Here is a 16,025-nt window from a genome sequence, read left to right as displayed (position 1 = left end):
ACCGACGACACGCGCGGACTCGTCGGCCGGGCCCAGTTCGATGCGATGAAGAATTCCGCCGTCGTCGTCAACATCGGTCACGGTGCTCTCGTCGTCACCGACGCCCTCGTCGATGCACGTCAGAGCGGCAGTATCGCCTGGATCGCCCCGAATCTCATCATCACGCCGCACAGCGCGGATACTCCTGCCGTGACCCGGCCTCTTCTGGCTCGGAGGGTGTTCGACAACACCCGGGCGTTCCTCGGCGGCGGGGGTGTTGACGGAGTGGTCGATCCAGGTGTGGGATACTGATGGAGGTCGATGAGCGTGACAAAGGCATCGCCGAATAGGTGATAGTGTAACTACGCTGTTTCCAGCAATCCTCGATAGCTCAATTGGCAGAGCAGCCGGCTGTTAACCGGCAGGTTCTTGGTTCGAGTCCAAGTCGGGGAGCGAAAAGGCCACCACGGGCTCCACCCCTGGTGGCCTTTTTTCGTTCCCGAGCGCCCATAAAATAGAACGATGAGCGATTCCTTCACATCGGCCGTGTCCGAGAATCCCCTCACGCTCCGGCGTCGTGCACGGCGTTTCATGGTCGGGGCGATCGTCACCTGGGTCGTCTTCCTCATCGTGGTCCTGGGCTCCGTCGCCGGGTCTGCAGTGTCGTCGTCTCAGAACGCCAGCGAGGTGAACGGGGCCGAGATCGCCGGAAGGATCATCGCCCTCATGCTGATGCTCGGCGTGCCGATCGTGCTCGGCGTTCTTCTCACCGTCAGGAGCTCCAGACTGTACAAGCGCGCGGCGGCCATCGAGCTCCGCGACGCGTCGTCGTACTGAGTGTCGCCTCGTCCGCGCAGCCACGTGGGCGTCAGAAGCGCTGACGACACACGCGCCTACCGTGCCGCCCTCGCCGTCGGATTGCCGACGGCGGCCTACGGAGTCTCGTTCGGCGCGCTCGCCACGGTGGGTGCCGGCTTGGACATCTGGCAGACGATGATCTTGAGCCTGGTGATGTTCACGGGCGGCTCCCAATTCGCCCTTGTGGGTGTTCTCGCCTCCGGCGGTCTGTCCGCGTGGCCATCGGCCGTCGCGTCGGCCGCACTGCTCGGCTCGCGGAATTCCGTCTACGCGATCCGGATGTCGCCCGTCATCGGACGAGGCTTTCTACGCCGGGCGGCTGCAGCCCATCTGACGATCGACGAGTCGACGGCCGTCTCGAGCGCTCAGGGCTCGCTGCGTGCCCAGAGAATCGGCTTCTGGGCGACGGGACTCGTCGTCTACGTCGGCTGGAACCTCACCACCCTCCTCGGCGCCGTGATCGGCGACCTGCTCGGCGATGTCAGTGCCTACGGACTCGACGCGGCCGCCGCCGCCGCGTTCCTCGGCCTCCTCTGGCCGCGGTTGGCCAAGCTGCAGGCTCAGGCCGTGGCCGTGGCTGCAGGGTTCGTGGCCGCGATCCTGACGCCGGTTCTGATGCCGGGGCTACCCGTTCTCGTCGCCGCCCTGGTCGCCGTGGTAATCGGAGCGACGAACTGGCTCGGATCGGGACAGCGCACGTCTGGCAACCGGACGGGGGAGAAGTCATGACAGCTTGGCACATCGTGCTTCTGGCCTCGATCATCTGCTTCGGCTTGAAGAGCCTCGGCTATCTCGTGCCGGCGCGTCTCATCGAGCGCCCCACACCGGCGCGCATGGTCGACCTGCTCACGGTCGCCCTGCTGGCGGCACTCATCTCGCTGCAGACCTTCGCCCAGGGGCAGCAGCTTCAGCTCGACGCTCGAGTACCCGCGGTCCTCGTGGCCGCCGTCCTCTTCGCCCTGCGCGTGCCATTCATCGTGGTGGTCGTCGCAGCGGCCGCCGTCGCGGCCGGCATCCGGGCCCTCAGCTGACGCCGCGGCCTCGTTACGCGTCGAGGTCGTCGACCCCGGGCATCCAGCTGCGGCCGGGCTCGGTCCAGCCTCGCTTGCGCGCGATCTTCGAGGCTCGTCGTCCGTAGATGAACTCGAGACGGTCGACGTACAGGATGCCGCCCAGGTGATCGAACTCGTGCTGGAAGATGCGGGCGAGCCACCCGCTCGCGGCGATCTCGAACGGCTTCTGATCGAGATCGACGGCACGCAGCAGAGCGTCCGTCGACCGCACGAGCGGGAAGCGCTCGCCGGGAAACGAGAGACACCCTTCGGCGTCGGAATCCTCGTCGCTCTCGGCGACGGGCGGCGGACTGATCAGCAGAACCGGGTTGATGGCGACACCGCGGTGCTCCACATCGTCGTCGTCGACCCACCCGTAGGTGAAGAGCCGCAGCGGCACACCGACCTGCGGCGCGGCCAGGCCGACGCCGGGCGCGGCATCCATCGTCTCGAACATGTCGGCGACCAGCTGGCGCAGTGTGTCGTCGAAGACCGTGACGTCAGATGCGGGGGAGTGGAGAACGGGGTCTCCAGAGATTCGAATCGGGAGAACAGCCATTCGCTAAGCCTATCGGCGCGGTCGTCAGGGTAATCTCGGGGGGTGCCTCCCGAACTCACCGACATTCAGGACCAGTTCGCTCTCGATCCGGCTCAGTTCATCGGCATTCCGATCGCGATCGTCGGTGCCGTCTTCCTGAGCCTCGGCGCGCAGTTCCAGTCTCGCGGAGTGGCCAAGGTCGAAGCGAAGACCAATCTCTCCGGCTCGAGCGGCCTGAATCTGGCCCAGCTGTGGTCGTTGCTCTCGCGGCCGTCCTGGGTCTTCGGCACCCTGATGCTCGGACTCGCTGTCGTCTTCCAACTCACGAGCCTCGGCTTCTCTCCCATCATCGTCGTGCAGCCGCTCGGCGTCGTCGCGCTCGTCATGACCGCCTTCCTCAACGCCAGGCTCAGCAAGGTCAATCTCGACCGTAAGTCGATCCTGTCGATCGTGCTGTGCGTCGGGGGCGTGTTCCTGTTCGTGGTGCTGGCGGCGTTCACGGCTCGGGATCGCCCAATCACCGAGGTCCAACTCACCGTCATCCTCGTGATCCTTGCGGTCGTTCTGCTGGTCTTCGGCGCAGGCTTCATCGTGTTCCGCCGCAGAGTCCGGGCGATCGGCTACATCATCGGCGCTGGCGTGCTCTACGGGTTCGTGGCGACCCTCGCGAAGGTCGTCATCAAGCGGTTACAGCAGGGCGACTTCGAGTGGCTCACGCTCGTCTGTGTCGCCGGACTCGTCGCCGCATTCGCCCTCGGCGGCTACTTCGTGCAGACGGCCTATTCCTCGGGTCCGCCCGATCTCGTCGTCGCCGGCCTCACCGTCGTCGATCCACTCATCGCCGTCGCCATCGGCATCCTCGTGCTCGGCGAGGCGGCTCAGGCGCCGTGGTGGGCAATGATCGGCTACGTCATCACCGGCGCGATCGCCATCGTCGGGGTCTTCGGGCTCGCCCGCTACCACCCGCAGATCGAGCGCTAAGGTAGTTTGTCCTCCGAGCCCCGCTCAGGGCCTCGTACCTCCCCGTCTCTCAACAGAAGGTTCATTCCGTGTCAGATTCCTCCGACCCACGTCCCGCCTCGGCGGAGGTGCCGTCGACGGCTTCCTCCGAACGGCCCCTTCGCATCGTCATCGGTGCCGACACCTTCTCTCCCGACGTCAACGGATCCGCTCGATTCTCCGAGCGTCTCGCGTCGGGCATGGCGTCCCGGGGGCACGACGTCCACGTCGTGGCTCCAGCGGCATCCAAGAAGCACGGCACCTGGACCGAGACGTACGACGGTCACGCCATCACCGTGCATCGCCTGCGCAGCTGGCGCTGGTACCCGCATGACTGGCTCCGCTTCGCGTTGCCCTGGGTCATCAACCAGAACAGCGCCAAGATCCTCGACGCGGTCAAGCCCGACGTCGTGCACTTCCAGTCGCACATCATCGTGGGTCGCGGACTGTCGATCGAGGCCGAGAAGCGCAACATCCATATCGTGGGTACCAACCACTTCATGCCCGAGAACCTCCTCGAGTTCACCCTGTTGCCGAAGTCGTGGCAGGACTGGGCAGTAGGGCTCGCATGGAAGGCGGCCAAGCGCACCTTCGGCAGAGCCAGCGCGATCACGACGCCGACGAGACGGGCGGCCGAGTTCCTCGAGAAGTCCACCGGGCTCACCAACGTCTACTCGATCTCCTGCGGAATCAACGCCGACAACTACACGCCCGATTTCACGGTCCGTCCGAAGAACCGGATCCTCTTCGTCGGCCGAGTCACCGGCGAGAAGCAGATCGACGTGCTGTTGAAGGCCATGACGTTGCTGCCCGCAGATCTCGACGCGCAGTTGGAGATCGTCGGCGGTGGCGATCTGAAGAAGAGCCTCGAGTCGATGGCCGTCACCCTGGGTATCGCAGATCGCGTCACCTTCACGGGGTACGTCACCGAGCAGGAACTACGCGACGCCTACACGCGTGCGACCGTCTTCGCCATGCCCTCCATCGCCGAATTGCAGAGCATCGCGACGATGGAGGCGATGGCGTCGGGCTTGCCGGTCGTGGCCGCCGATGCGATGGCCCTTCCCCATCTCGTGCGCGACGGAGAGAACGGACACCTGTTCGCTCCCGGCGACGCGCAGCAGATGGCCGACCGGCTCACCGACATCCTCACGCTCCCTCAAGACGAACTCGATGTCTTCAAGAACGCATCGCTTCGCCTCATCGCCGCCCACGACATCCAGCGCACCCTGAGCACATTCGAGAAGCTCTACCGAGGAGAGGTCGTCACAGACCCGCTCATCGTCTCGCCGAGTGCGTCGCACGAATAGCGGTAATGTGGTGAGTCGGTATCCGGTCTGAGCTCGTCAGACGCACGGGCCGCAGGGGGCGTTAGCTCAGCCGGTTAGAGCAGCGGACTCATAATCCGTCGGTCGTGGGTTCAAGTCCCACACGCCCTACCCCGCGAGAAGTCTGAGCAGGGGGCCGCCCCGCGTATGCGGGACGGCCCTTCTTTCACCCGGCGTCGCTGCTCACTGCGCGCTTGGCGCGGCGGGGGTCGGGGGAGCGGTCGCGGCCATGCCCTCGCCGATGCCTCGCCCGACAGCCTGTCCCTGAAGGATCGACGCGAGATCGAGACCCGTCGCCGCGCTGACGGTGTCGAAGACCGACTTCAATGCTTTCGCACTGTCCGCGCCGACGAGATTCGAGGCTCCGTCGTCGCTCGACCCGCCGACGATCGACACGCTTCCTATCGCCGAGTATCCCTTCGCGAACTCGGCCATGATCGACGGCAGCACGTCGAGAACGCGCTGCGAGAGGAAGGCCTCCTGATTCGAGGCGATGGCCTTGGCTTCCGCTTCGAGTGCACCAGCGCGGGCGTCACCTTCAGCTCGGATGGCGTCAGCCTCGGCATTGGCGCGCAGGCGCCGCGCCTCGGACTCCGCCTCGGCCTGTGCACGAAGGGCACTCGCCTCACCGGTCGCCTTGGCGACCGCGGCCGCTGCCTCACCGTCGGCTCGGGCCTTGTCTGCCTGCGCCTGCTGCTCGGCGATACGGGTACGCGCTTCTGCCTGCTTGACCTGCTCGATGGCCGCAGCCTCTGCTGCCCGCTCGCGGGTATACAGGTCTGCCTGCGCACGTGTCTCCGCCTCGTATCGCTGAGCATCGGCGACACGCTTCACGTCGGCATCCAATTGGGCTTGACGGTTCTCTGCCTGCTGCTGGAGAACGGCCTGCTGCGCCTGCTCGCGGGCGAGGTTCTCGGCCTGTTCCGCCTCGGCCCGAGCGCGGCCGATGCCGGCATTGGAGTTGGCCGTGTTGGTGTCGAGGCCGGTCTGCTCGACGAGGTTGGCCTCCTTGTTGGCGATGTTCTTCTGGTTGATGGCCCGATCGGCGTTGGTCTGCGAGATCTCTGCAGCCTGGCGTTTCGCCTGGATCTCCGGAGCGCCGAGCGACTGGATGTAGCCGACCTTGTCGGTGATGCCCTTGATCTGGAACGAGTCCAGGATCAGTCCCTGCTCAGCGAGCTCCTGAGACACGTCGGCCGCGATCTGATCCGAGAACTTCTTTCGCTCTCGCATGAGTTCGACAACCGACAGGGTCGCGACGATTCCACGCAGCGCGCCTTCCAGCTGCTCGGTGGTGAACTGCTCGATCGCGGCGTCCTGCGAGGCGAAGCGCTCAGCCGCGCGTCGCACCAGCAGGGGATCGGATCCGATCTTCACGATGGCCACACCGTCGACGTTCAACGTCACGCTGTCGAGCGATTGGGCCTCAGCGTTCAAGGAGACCTGACGAGAGCGAAGCGAGATGATCTCGTGGCGCTGAGTGATCGGGTTGACGAGCGACTTACCGTTGACGATGACCGTAACGGGCGACTCGGACATCTCGTCGCGGCTCGAACCGTCGGCGCTCAAGACGGCGAGCTGAACTTTCTGCTTTCGGCCCGAGATGACAAGGGCCTCGTCCGCTCGAGCCACTTTGATCCAGCTGCGTGCAAACAGCAACAGCACGAGAACCACCACGACAGCGACGACGAGTGCAATCCCGGCGATGACGAGGATTCCGACGATTTCGGCGTTGTCCATAGGTACCTCTCTGGATCCCTGGCAGGGACGGTCTCGGATGCCGCAGCGGACGCGCAGTCATTCCGGCTCCACCCTGCCAGAAAAGGCAGGATGGCGTGTCGTCGGGATGGGCGGATCGACATGGGCCATCAGGTGGTCGGTTTCGGAACGGCAGCACAGCGCTCGATGAGGCTCCCACGGCACGCCGCTCATGTTTCATGGGGTGCAGCGCACGCGTTAGAGTCGATTCAGCCACGCGCCGGGGAGGAGCCTCGTGTTCAGTTCGTTCGAGATTCGCATCCCCGCGCCCATTCCCCGCGCACTGCAGTCGCCCATGCCGGCATCCGTCACGTACATCAGCACCTATCGGTTGCTCGATCCCGAGACGCCGAGTCTGACGATCGGCATCGGAATCGCCAATGCCAACTACTGGGTGATCGACGGTGAACTGAAGTACCGCTACTTCTCGGAAACCGACAAGACACTCCGCAACTGTCCGTGGGACGCGAAGACCGATTTCGACCTCATCGCCTGGGCGCAGGGCGTCTTCCGAGACGGAGAAGACTACGGCCCCTCGTTCGCTGTGCATCTGCAGTCGGCCCAGGCCGCGTACCGGCGAGGGGCGTCGAGCTACCTCCCCGTAGAAGAGGGTCTTGTCACCACCGCTCTTATCGATCACCCGGATCTGGGTGAGGTGCAGATCCGAGACGACATGGTGATGCTGTTCACCGAGTGGCTGACCGACCCGGACGAGGGCGCGAAATATCTGACGACAGGCCATCCGGCTCACCGCTCCTGACCTGATCGGCAATTTGCAACCGGCAGGGAACTCCCTCATTTTCCGCGGTTAGAATCGAGCGAAACGAGGGAGTTTCCTGTTGCCCGATTCGAACACCCAGCCCAGCGCCCGTAGCTCAGCCGATATCGACCTCGACGAGTTCGCTCGGCTCTCCGGCTCGATCATGGCCAATCTCGAAGCAGTGATCAACGGCAAGACCGATGTCGCCACGTTGTCGCTCATCGTGCTCCTCGCCGAGGGACACCTCCTCGTGGAAGATGTTCCGGGCGTGGGCAAGACGACTCTGGCCAAGGCCCTCGCTCGCTCGGTCAGCGCGTCCGTCAGTCGCATCCAGTTCACCCCCGACCTGCTTCCCTCGGATGTCACGGGAGTGTCGATCTTCAACCAGCAGGCGAATCGCTTCGAGTTCAAACCGGGCGCCGTGTTCGCCAATATCGTGATCGCCGACGAGATCAACCGAGCCTCCCCCAAGACACAGTCGGCCCTGCTCGAATGCATGGAGGAGCGGCAGGTCTCCGTCGACGGAGTGACTCACCGCCTCGATACGCCCTTCAGCGTCGTCGCCACCCAGAACCCCATCGAGATGGAGGGGACATTCGCGCTGCCCGAGGCGCAACGCGACCGATTCATGGCACGGATCTCCATGGGATACCCCGACGCCGAGGCGGAACTCGCCATGCTGCACAATCGCGAGTTGCAGAGCCCTCTCGACGATATCGACGCCGTCGTCGACCGCGACGAACTTCTGGCGATGACCCGGTGCGCCCGCGAGGTGTTCGTCTCTCGGGCCGTCGAACAATACGTGGTGAACATCGCGCAGGCGACGCGTCGCGATCCCGAGGTGCGATTGGGAGCGAGCCCTCGAGCCACTCTGCATCTCGTGCGCGCGGCGAAAGTCGCGGCGGCACTCGAGGGTCGGGACTTCGTCCTCCCCGACGACATCGACGCGCTCGTGGTTCCCGTATTGGGGCATCGCATCGTTCCCACACGCAAGTCGGTGACCGACCATCGCAGCAGCGTCGATGCGATCGAGGAGACCTTGATCAGGATCGTGCAGTCGACGCCGGTGCCACTCGTCGCCGCCAGGTCGCTCTGATCGATGCGCGTTCGCATGAACGGTTCTCGTCATGGACTACGGTGGCCCACCCTGACGATTCGCGGATGGGGCTTTCTCGCCGCCTCCGTTGCACTGTTCGCGCTCGCGCCGATGCTCGGTCAGCGCGAGATCGCCTTCGCCGCCTCTGCCTCCTTGGCCCTACCCCTTCTCTCCCTGATGCTCGTCTCCGTGCGCCAGCCCAAGCTCACCGTCGTTCGGCGCTTCTCGCCTGAGACGGCCAGTGCGGGTACCGACTGCGAGGTCATCCTCTCGGTGCAGAATTGGGGCATCGTTCCCACCCCCGGCGCGCTCTGGCACGACGAGGCAGCCGCACCGCTCGGCCAGAGTCCGACAGCCACGCTGCCACCCCTCCCTGCATTCCGCTCGCTCGAAACCGACACACCGCGTCTGACGACTCTGCGCTATCTCATCGATTCCCCTCGTAGAGGCAGGCATGCGATCGGTCCGCTCTCCATCCGATTCAGCGACCCCTTCGGCCTCGCGACCAGGCGCTTCAGCGTGGGCGGTTCCGACACACTCACCGTCACTCCGGGCGTGGAGGCCCTCTCCCGTGGATCATTCCGCCTCCCGAGCGGCGACGGGCAAGCCATGCAATCGAGACGCCCGTCGGCGAGCGGCGAACAAGACGTGATAGCCCGCAAATACCAGACGGGCGACAGCATTCGACGCGTGCACTGGCCGGCCACGGCGCGGCACTCCGAGCTGATGGTGAGGCAAGACGACCAGCACACCGACCACGAGGCTGTCGTCGTCCTCGACACCCGTGCCGAGAGCTTTCCGAATTTCCGGCGCGTCACAGCCGCCGAAACGCAGTCGGACACGTTCGAGTGGGCGGTGTCGATGGCCGTGTCGATCGGTGTGCATCTCCTTCACGAGGGGTACCGCGTCGTGCTCGTGGAGTCGCCGGACTCCGCGACACCGCACACCGGCGAGCGTGCCGACGATTCACCAGCAGATCTGCTTCTCCTGGGCGCCTACGCCCAGCTCGACTCGGGACGTCCGCCCCTGGCCGCTCGGGACATCGTTGCGGATGCCGGGCGAATCTCAGGCGAGTTGCCGCCGCTCTTCGCCGTGCTCGGAGACGTCGACAGTCAGTCGATCGATGCACTCGCCCAGGCGGCGACGGCGAGTTCGGCAGCGCACGCCTTCATCGTGCATCCTGTCGCGATCGGGTCCTCCGAATCGGCGCCCGAATGGGCTCAGCTGCTCAGCGAGCGGCTGACCCGCGCTGGATGGACCGCTCGACTCGTGTCGCCCGCGGTGCCGCCGTCTGCGGCATGGGAGTTCGACAGCGCGAGGATCGTACGATGAGCCCCCGCACTCGCCTCGACCGACGTCGGCGGCAACGGGGCTCGTGGATGGTGTCACTCGCCGTGCTCCTCACGATAGGAATACCGCTCGCGGGGCTCGCGCCCATCATCCAAGGAGCCGAATGGTGGTTCGCCGCCATGGCTATGGCCGCCGTCTGTGTCGGCGCATCCTGGGCCGTTCGAGCCTCGGGGCTGAGACCTGCGCTCGGAATCCTCGCGGCACTCGTCGTGTGGATTCTCGTCAGCCAATGGGTCTTTGCGCCCGGCACCGCGATCGCCGGCATCATTCCCACACCGGCGACCATCGACGTGCTCATTCAGGGCTTCACCGACGCCGGTGGCCAGATCCAGGTACAGACGATTCCCGCCGACCCCGTCTCGTCTCTCATGCAGTTGATCTGCATGGCATGCGGCCTTCTGGCCATCGTGGCAGACGCGGCCGTCGTCGTGCGCTTTCCCGCCTTCGTCGGCCTCCTCGCGCTGACGCTGTTCGCAGTGCCCTCGGCGGTTCAGGCGCGCGACGTCGACGTGGTCCGATTCATCGCGACCACGGCTTCATTCCTCCTCCTGCTCTGGATTGCGGCTCGAGTCGACGGCAAGGGCAGACCCGAGGGCCGTTCGGTGAGCCGCGCCGGACGTTCTCCTGCAACCGCGCTGGCTCTCGGTGCCGCTGCCGTCGTGTGTGCCCTCATCATTCCGTCTGTGACGCCAGGGCTGACCGCCCAGGCATTCGCAGACTCCAGGAACTCCGGACGCCTGCCCTCCGTCTACGGCGCGGGCGTCGACCCCGTGATTCAGCTCGGACGAGATCTTCGGCGCACCACGCCGATCGTGTCGCTGCGCTACACGACCACGTCCGACAAGCCCCTCTACCTCAAGATGGTCGACCTGAACGACTTCTCGACGGGAACCTGGCAGCCGAACGACTCGTCGGACGGCTTGTTCGAGCGGCTGGCGCGTCCGAGCGGCCTGGCAGACGAGGTGGAGACCTCGACGGTCACCACCGACGTATCGATCGAGGGGCTGCGGAGCGAGTGGCTACCCCTTCCCTATCCGGCGACGGCGCTCAACAACGCGGGCCGTGGCTGGACTGCCGACCCCGATACGGGCGTCGTCTCTCTCCCCGACAGCCGCAACGACAGCAGGGGAGACGACTACTCGGTCGACAGTTTGACTCTCGTGCCCACGGCCGAGCAGCTGGCCGCCGCCGGCAGCACGATCCCGCCGAGTCTGAGCCCGCTGCTTGCGCTTCCCCCCGATCTTCCGGCCATCGTCACCGAGGTAGCCAACGATGTCGCTGGCGGAGCCACGACCAACTACGACCGGGCGGTGGCGCTGCAGTCCTACTTCACCTCGGGGCAATTCACCTACTCCGTCGACACACCCGTCGACGAGTCCTTCGACGGCACGAACGCCGAAGCGCTGGCGGCCTTCCTCGAGGTCAAGAGCGGCTATTGCGTGCACTTCGCCGCATCGATGGCCACGATGGCGCGCGTGCTCGGAATCCCGTCTCGCATCGCCATCGGATACTTTCCCAGCTCGGCCGCGTCCAGCTATGTAGACGGAGAAGCCCAATACGAGGTGCTCACCGACCAGCTGCATTCCTGGCCGGAACTGTACTTCGAGGGCATCGGGTGGTTGCCGTTCGAGCCGACACCGAGCCTCGGGATCTCCGTTCCCGCGTACTCCGTGCCGGCATTCGCCCAACAGACGCCGCAATCCACCGCTCCAGCACCCGAGGCGTCTGAGACCACTCCCACCGCGCAAGCCCGCGACGACACCGACCCGGCGGCTCAATCATCAACGGCAGATACCCGATCGTCGGCGCAACTGCGGGGGTGGTTGACCGTCTTGGCCGTCGCGGTCGGCGTGTGCCTGGCGGGCCTCGTTCCGGCGACGATCAGAGCGTGGCGAAGGCGACGTCTTCTCGAGTCGCTCAGCCGGTCGCATGCACCGGCGACACGAGCGTGGTGGGAACTCCAGGACTTCGCACGCGACTTCGGCATCGAGGTGTCGCGCGGAGACACCCCGGGTGAATTCGCTCAAAGGCTGCTCGCGCTGCGCCGCATTCCTCGTGCACAGGTGGACGCGTTACGTCGTGCCGTCGAACGCGAGCAGTATGCGGATTCCCGCGGCGCTCCCGCGGGAGGACTCGAGCGAGCGCAGATCAGAGAGTGGTTGATCTCCATCGAGAATTCGATCCGCGATGAGGCGGAACAGTCGACACGCCGACGAGCCCGCCTGTTGCCCGCGTCGCTCTTCGTGCGCTCAGACCGGGCGTCCTAGCCGTCCTCGCGGCGCGGACGACGGCCCCGTCGCGGACGAAAGCTGCCCAGCGGACGCGTGCAGTCGACCCGCGTCAGCACATCCTGCACCTCGTCGAGCCACGCCAGCGCCGCGGCCGACAGGATCTCACCGCTTCTGACGCCGAGGTCGTCGAGAGGCCCCTCGTCGCCGTCTGCCGACGGAGTGGGGCGCGTGTGCACCTGTCGATACGCGTCGATCAGAGCGCCGACCGGCGCGTCGGGAAGAGACGCCACGAGAAGCACATGACCGACGAAGTCCGTCCATCCGGCGCGGGCATCGGCCTCGATCAGCCAGGAGGACACCTCGTGGCGACCCTGAGGAGTGAGAGCGTAAAGAGGCAGTCCGTCGCCCGTCATGCCGGCGTTGACCACGGAGCCCTGCGCTTGAAGTCTGTCGAGGGTCGAGTAGATCTGACCGACGTTGATGGAGCCGACTCTGTGCATGCGCGTTTCGACCTCGCCGTGCACCTGGGAGCCATAGGCCGTACCGAGGCTCAACACCGCGAGGATTCCCGACCTCACCGACATAACGCACTCCAACACAGTAATTGTCTACTCAGTATGTCCGAGGCTCCCAGACATCCAGCGTCGGCTCGCCGCTCACGCCCGCGGCAATTCATCTGGCAGTACGCAGCTGCGTCGTGCATAATGCAAGAACAACTTCATATCAGTGCCGCCACAGTTCCATTTCACAGGTCGTTGGGGAAGACGTACCTCACGAAATGGAGAAAACAATGGTGGCACCCGTCGCACACGGAATGATCTTCGTTCATTCCGCCCCTCGCGCGCTCTGCCCCCACGTCGAGTGGGCCGCAGGTCGCGCTATCGGTCGTGCCGTCAACTTCACCTGGCGAGAGCAGCCGGTGCTTCGCGGTTCGCAGCGCACCGAGTTCTATTGGGAAGGCCCCGCAGGGACGGGCGCGGCGATCGCCTCCGCGCTCCGAGGCTGGGAACACCTCCGCTACGAGGTCACCGAAGATCCCGCCGCCGGCTCCGACGGCGGTCGCTGGGTGCACACGCCTGACCTCGGCATCTTCTACGCGCAGACCGACAGCGCCGGAAACACGGTCATTCCAGAGGACCGCGTTCGCGCGGCCATGGAGAACGCCGGAACCGACGCACTCGAGCTGCACCGCGAGCTCCGCCTGGCCTTAGGACAGGCATGGGACGACGAGCTGGAGCCCTTCCGCCACGAGAGCGATTTCTCTCCCGTGGTGTGGCTCCACTCCGTCGGTTAACCAGTTCGGTCCCCTTGCCTCCGCCGACGTGGTCGGGTGAAGCGAGGGGACCGAACGACAAACGTTCGCGCGTCAGGCGGTCTTGAAGGCCACGACCGCGTTGTGGCCACCGAAACCGAACGAGTTGCTGATGGCCACGAGATCGCCCTCGGGCAGAGTGCGCGGCGCGGTGACAACGTCCATGTCGATCTCAGGGTCTTGTTCGGTGAGGTTGATCGTGGGCGGCGCCGTGCGCTCGTGCAGCGCCAGAATCGTGAAGATCGCCTCGATTCCGCCGGCGCCACCGAGAAGGTGACCGGTGGATGCTTTGGTCGCGGAGACGGGGATGCCCGCAAGCGAGTCGCCGAACACATGACGGAGCGCTTTGTACTCCGCGATGTCGCCGACGGGCGTCGATGTGGCGTGAGCGTTGATGTGTGCGACGTCGGAGAGTGAGTATCCGAACCCCTCGACGGCCGCGATCATGGCGCGGGCCGCAGCCGACCCCTCGGGATCGGGGGCGGTGATGTGGTACGCGTCGCTCGTGACCGCTCCGCCGATTACCTCGGCGTAGATGCGGGCACCGCGGGCGAGGGCGTGTTCCTCGGTCTCGAGAACGATGGCTGCTCCGCCTTCGCCGAGCACGAAACCGTCACGGGTCACGTCGTAGGGACGCGAGGCCGTTGCTGGGTCGTCATTGCGCTTGGAGAGGGCCTGCATAGCTGCGAACGACGCGATGGGAAGCGGGTGGATGGCCGCTTCGGATCCGCCAGCGATAATGATGTCGGCGTAGCCGGCCTGCAGGTGGTCGTAGGCGTTGGCGATCGACTCTGTGCTGGATGCGCAGGCGGAGACGACGGTGCGAGCACCGGCTCGCGCGCCCAGACTCATTTCGATGGCGGCGGCGGGGCCGTTCGGCATCAGCATGGGGACGGTCATCGGCAGGACTCTGCGGGGGCCTCGCTCGCGCAGCGTGTCCCAGGCGTCGAGAAGCGTCCAGACGCCGCCGATTCCCGTCGCCCAGTCCACGCCGAAGCGCTCGGGCACGACGTCTGGGGAGCCGGCATCAGCCCAGGCTTCGCGGGCGGCCGTGAGCGCGAACTGGCTCGACGGGTCGAGGCGCTTGGTCTCGATGCGCTCGAGCACCTCGCTCGAGGGAACCTTCGCCTGTGCGGCGAACGTGATCGGGATCTCCCACTTCGCTACCCACTCCTGCTCGAGGGTGGTGGCGCCTGACGCTCCGGAGAGAAGCGCTGCCCACGTGTCGCGGGCGGTGCCGCCGAGGGGGGAGGTCGCACCGATTCCGGTGACGACGATTCGTTTGGAACTCATGGAAAACTCTCTAGCACGTGGTCAATCGTGGGCAGTATTCGGTGCGTGGACGACGGGCCCGGGCGTGATGCCCGGGCCTGTCGTCTGCGCTGCAGCGGGAGTGTTAGTCCTGTGCCGCGACGATGAACGTGACGGCGTCTCCGACGGTCTTGAGGTTCTTGACCTCTTCGTCGGGGATCTTCACGTCGAACTTCTCTTCAGCGTTGACGACGATCGTCATCATCGAGATCGAGTCGATGTCCAGGTCGTCAGTGAACGACTTGTCCATCTCGACCGTGTCGGTGGCGATACCGGTCTCGTCGTTGATGAGTTCGGCCAGGCCGGCCAGCACTTCTTCGGTGGACAATGCCATTGTGTTTCTCCTTGAGGGTTGAATTGACCGTCACTTAGTTTAGGTCAGGCCGTGCGCGTTCTTCGCTAAGCAACGCGACGTGGTGGCTAGGGCAGAACGACGACCTGCGCTCCGAACACCAGGCCGGCTCCGAAGCCGATCTGCAGGGCGAGGCCGCCGGAGAGCTCGGGGTTCTCTTCGAGCAGTCGGTGGGTAGCAAGAGGGATGGACGCGGCCGAGGTGTTGCCCGTGGTCGCGATGTCGCGTGCGATGGCGACGGACTCGGGAAGCTTCAGCTGCTTTGCGAACTCGTCGACGATGCGCATATTCGCCTGGTGCGGGATGAACGCGGCGAGGTCCTCGCTCGTAATGCCGGCGGCATCCAGGGCGCGCTGGGCAACCTTCGCCATCTCCCAGACGGCCCAGCGGAAGACAGTGGCGCCCTCTTGACGCATGGTGGGCCAGGTGTCGATCTCTCCATCGCGGAACTGCGCGTGGGTTCCGGTCATGTAGATCGTGTCCCACTTCGAGCCGTCGGAGCCCCAGATACTGGGGGAGATGCCGGCGAAGTCACTGGGGCCCACGATGGCGGCACCCGCTCCGTCACCGAGAAGGAACGAGATGGATCGGTCTGCCGGATCGATGAACTCGGAGAGCTTCTCGGCCCCGACGACGAGTACGTACTCTGCGAGACCTGAGCGGATGAGGGAGTCCGCCTGGGCGATTCCGTAGGTGTATCCGGCGCACGCGGCCTCGATGTCGTACGCGGCGGCGGGGTTCGCACCGATGCGCTCCGCCAGCAGCGACGAGATCGACGGCGTCACGACAGGGTTGCTGATGGTCGCCACGATGACGGCACCGATCTGCTGCGGATCGATGCCCGCACGCTCGATCGCCTCGAGAGCGGCCGTCGTGGCCAGGTCGACAGCCAGCACATCTTTGCCGGCACGACGACGCTCGATGATCCCGGTGCGCTGCCTGATCCACTCGTCTGACGAGTCGATCGGTCCGACAAGGTCGTCGTTCGGTACGACATTCTCGCCTCGGGCCGCGCCGACGCTGTGGATGCGGGTGAACTCGCTGCCGCGATTCTGCTTGAGTGGGGCGTGCTTCATGGAAGTCTCCGGGTGTGGGGAATCG

Annotated in this window: 16 protein-coding genes, 2 tRNA genes and 1 pseudogene; 13 read left to right on the top strand and 6 right to left on the bottom strand. The window is 65.5% G+C overall.

The window, feature by feature from the left end:
- The 5 genes and pseudogenes from ASF79_RS07570 to ASF79_RS07550 form a co-directional block, all read left to right on the top strand.
- Nucleotides 1-291 (top strand): annotated as a pseudogene (locus ASF79_RS07570) (NAD(P)-dependent oxidoreductase); the annotation flags it as partial.
- A 68-nt stretch (nucleotides 292-359) separates the two neighbouring features.
- Nucleotides 360-432 (top strand) — tRNA-Asn (locus ASF79_RS07565).
- Between the two features lie 69 nt (nucleotides 433-501).
- Nucleotides 502-816 carry a hypothetical protein gene (locus ASF79_RS07560; RefSeq protein WP_055781062.1) on the top strand — a complete coding sequence of 105 codons (315 nt, stop codon included), beginning with the start codon at nucleotides 502-504 and terminating at the stop codon, nucleotides 814-816.
- A gap of 24 nt (nucleotides 817-840) precedes the next feature.
- Nucleotides 841-1,566, top strand: a complete 726-nt coding sequence (locus ASF79_RS07555) for an AzlC family ABC transporter permease (protein WP_055854568.1) — start codon at nucleotides 841-843, stop codon at nucleotides 1,564-1,566.
- Nucleotides 1,563-1,868, top strand: coding sequence for an AzlD domain-containing protein (locus ASF79_RS07550; protein ID WP_055853513.1), 306 nt, complete (start codon nucleotides 1,563-1,565; stop codon nucleotides 1,866-1,868). The genes ASF79_RS07555 and ASF79_RS07550 overlap by 4 nt, the downstream gene beginning before the upstream one ends.
- A gap of 13 nt (nucleotides 1,869-1,881) precedes the next feature.
- Here the strand turns inward: ASF79_RS07550 and def are convergent, their stop codons facing one another.
- The gene (def, locus tag ASF79_RS07545) at nucleotides 1,882-2,448 is read right to left on the bottom strand and encodes a peptide deformylase (RefSeq protein WP_055853511.1); all 567 of its coding nucleotides are present in this window, start codon (nucleotides 2,446-2,448) and stop codon (nucleotides 1,882-1,884) included.
- Nucleotides 2,449-2,490: 42 nt separating this feature from the next.
- Here def and ASF79_RS07540 point away from each other — a divergent pair, with 42 nt between their 5' ends.
- The 3 genes from ASF79_RS07540 to ASF79_RS07530 all read left to right on the top strand — a co-directional run bounded on the left by ASF79_RS07540 (nucleotide 2,491) and on the right by ASF79_RS07530 (nucleotide 4,865).
- The gene (locus ASF79_RS07540) at nucleotides 2,491-3,408 is read left to right on the top strand and encodes a DMT family transporter (protein ID WP_055781071.1); all 918 of its coding nucleotides are present in this window, start codon (nucleotides 2,491-2,493) and stop codon (nucleotides 3,406-3,408) included.
- A 68-nt stretch (nucleotides 3,409-3,476) separates the two neighbouring features.
- Nucleotides 3,477-4,736, top strand: coding sequence for a glycosyltransferase (locus tag ASF79_RS07535; RefSeq protein WP_442853836.1), 1,260 nt, complete (start codon nucleotides 3,477-3,479; stop codon nucleotides 4,734-4,736).
- 55 nt (nucleotides 4,737-4,791) lie between these two features.
- Nucleotides 4,792-4,865, top strand: a tRNA-Ile gene (locus ASF79_RS07530).
- Nucleotides 4,866-4,937: 72 nt separating this feature from the next.
- Here the strand turns inward: ASF79_RS07530 and ASF79_RS07525 are convergent.
- On the bottom strand, nucleotides 4,938-6,494 hold the full coding sequence (locus tag ASF79_RS07525) for an SPFH domain-containing protein (RefSeq protein WP_055781077.1): 1,557 nt from the start codon (nucleotides 6,492-6,494) through the stop codon (nucleotides 4,938-4,940).
- A gap of 253 nt (nucleotides 6,495-6,747) precedes the next feature.
- On the opposite strand from ASF79_RS07525, the gene ASF79_RS07520 reads away from it, so the two are divergent.
- From ASF79_RS07520 to ASF79_RS07505, 4 genes are all read left to right on the top strand, one after another.
- Nucleotides 6,748-7,272, top strand: coding sequence for a hypothetical protein (locus ASF79_RS07520; protein WP_055781080.1), 525 nt, complete (start codon nucleotides 6,748-6,750; stop codon nucleotides 7,270-7,272).
- Between the two features lie 163 nt (nucleotides 7,273-7,435).
- Nucleotides 7,436-8,368 (top strand): AAA family ATPase, encoded by a 933-nt coding sequence (locus ASF79_RS07515; RefSeq protein WP_082466362.1) that lies wholly within the window; start codon nucleotides 7,436-7,438, stop codon nucleotides 8,366-8,368.
- A gap of 15 nt (nucleotides 8,369-8,383) precedes the next feature.
- Nucleotides 8,384-9,700 (top strand): DUF58 domain-containing protein, encoded by a 1,317-nt coding sequence (locus ASF79_RS07510; protein WP_055853509.1) that lies wholly within the window; start codon nucleotides 8,384-8,386, stop codon nucleotides 9,698-9,700.
- On the top strand, nucleotides 9,697-11,985 hold the full coding sequence (locus tag ASF79_RS07505; protein WP_162239072.1) for a transglutaminase TgpA family protein: 2,289 nt from the start codon (nucleotides 9,697-9,699) through the stop codon (nucleotides 11,983-11,985). Before ASF79_RS07510 ends, ASF79_RS07505 begins: the two co-directional genes overlap by 4 nt.
- Here the strand turns inward: ASF79_RS07505 and ASF79_RS07500 are convergent.
- The gene (locus ASF79_RS07500) at nucleotides 11,982-12,533 is read right to left on the bottom strand and encodes a PadR family transcriptional regulator (protein WP_055781088.1); all 552 of its coding nucleotides are present in this window, start codon (nucleotides 12,531-12,533) and stop codon (nucleotides 11,982-11,984) included. The genes ASF79_RS07505 and ASF79_RS07500 overlap by 4 nt on opposite strands.
- A gap of 206 nt (nucleotides 12,534-12,739) precedes the next feature.
- Between ASF79_RS07500 and ASF79_RS07495 the strand changes: the two genes are divergently transcribed.
- Complete coding sequence (locus tag ASF79_RS07495) at nucleotides 12,740-13,243, top strand: DUF3145 domain-containing protein (RefSeq protein ID WP_055781089.1); 504 nt, start codon at nucleotides 12,740-12,742, stop codon at nucleotides 13,241-13,243.
- 72 nt (nucleotides 13,244-13,315) lie between these two features.
- Here ASF79_RS07495 and ASF79_RS07490 read toward each other — a convergent pair whose 3' ends face one another.
- The 3 genes from ASF79_RS07490 to ASF79_RS07480 form a co-directional block, all read right to left on the bottom strand.
- Nucleotides 13,316-14,554 carry a beta-ketoacyl-[acyl-carrier-protein] synthase family protein gene (locus ASF79_RS07490; protein ID WP_055853504.1) on the bottom strand — a complete coding sequence of 413 codons (1,239 nt, stop codon included), beginning with the start codon at nucleotides 14,552-14,554 and terminating at the stop codon, nucleotides 13,316-13,318.
- A 103-nt stretch (nucleotides 14,555-14,657) separates the two neighbouring features.
- Nucleotides 14,658-14,906, bottom strand: coding sequence for an acyl carrier protein (locus tag ASF79_RS07485; RefSeq protein WP_044438497.1), 249 nt, complete (start codon nucleotides 14,904-14,906; stop codon nucleotides 14,658-14,660).
- Nucleotides 14,907-14,992: 86 nt separating this feature from the next.
- Nucleotides 14,993-16,000 (bottom strand): beta-ketoacyl-ACP synthase III, encoded by a 1,008-nt coding sequence (locus ASF79_RS07480; RefSeq protein ID WP_055781093.1) that lies wholly within the window; start codon nucleotides 15,998-16,000, stop codon nucleotides 14,993-14,995.
- Between the last annotated feature and the right edge of the window lie 25 nt (nucleotides 16,001-16,025).

This window comes from Agreia sp. Leaf335 (genome assembly GCF_001423605.1).
Lineage (GTDB): Bacteria > Actinomycetota > Actinomycetes > Actinomycetales > Microbacteriaceae > Agreia.
This window is presented reverse-complemented; position numbering and strand designations above follow the sequence as displayed.

Coding starts and splice junctions, on each gene's coding strand:
- ASF79_RS07560 (WP_055781062.1), top strand. CDS start 502: ATGAGCGATTCCTTCACATCGGCCGTGTCCGAGAATCCCCTCACGCTC.
- ASF79_RS07550 (WP_055853513.1), top strand. CDS start 1,563: ATGACAGCTTGGCACATCGTGCTTCTGGCCTCGATCATCTGCTTCGGC.
- def (WP_055853511.1), bottom strand. CDS start 2,448: ATGGCTGTTCTCCCGATTCGAATCTCTGGAGACCCCGTTCTCCACTCC.
- ASF79_RS07525 (WP_055781077.1), bottom strand. CDS start 6,494: ATGGACAACGCCGAAATCGTCGGAATCCTCGTCATCGCCGGGATTGCA.
- ASF79_RS07515 (WP_082466362.1), top strand. CDS start 7,436: ATGGCCAATCTCGAAGCAGTGATCAACGGCAAGACCGATGTCGCCACG.
- ASF79_RS07510 (WP_055853509.1), top strand. CDS start 8,384: ATGAACGGTTCTCGTCATGGACTACGGTGGCCCACCCTGACGATTCGC.
- ASF79_RS07505 (WP_162239072.1), top strand. CDS start 9,697: ATGAGCCCCCGCACTCGCCTCGACCGACGTCGGCGGCAACGGGGCTCG.
- ASF79_RS07500 (WP_055781088.1), bottom strand. CDS start 12,533: ATGTCGGTGAGGTCGGGAATCCTCGCGGTGTTGAGCCTCGGTACGGCC.
- ASF79_RS07495 (WP_055781089.1), top strand. CDS start 12,740: ATGGTGGCACCCGTCGCACACGGAATGATCTTCGTTCATTCCGCCCCT.
- ASF79_RS07490 (WP_055853504.1), bottom strand. CDS start 14,554: ATGAGTTCCAAACGAATCGTCGTCACCGGAATCGGTGCGACCTCCCCC.
- ASF79_RS07485 (WP_044438497.1), bottom strand. CDS start 14,906: ATGGCATTGTCCACCGAAGAAGTGCTGGCCGGCCTGGCCGAACTCATC.
- ASF79_RS07480 (WP_055781093.1), bottom strand. CDS start 16,000: ATGAAGCACGCCCCACTCAAGCAGAATCGCGGCAGCGAGTTCACCCGC.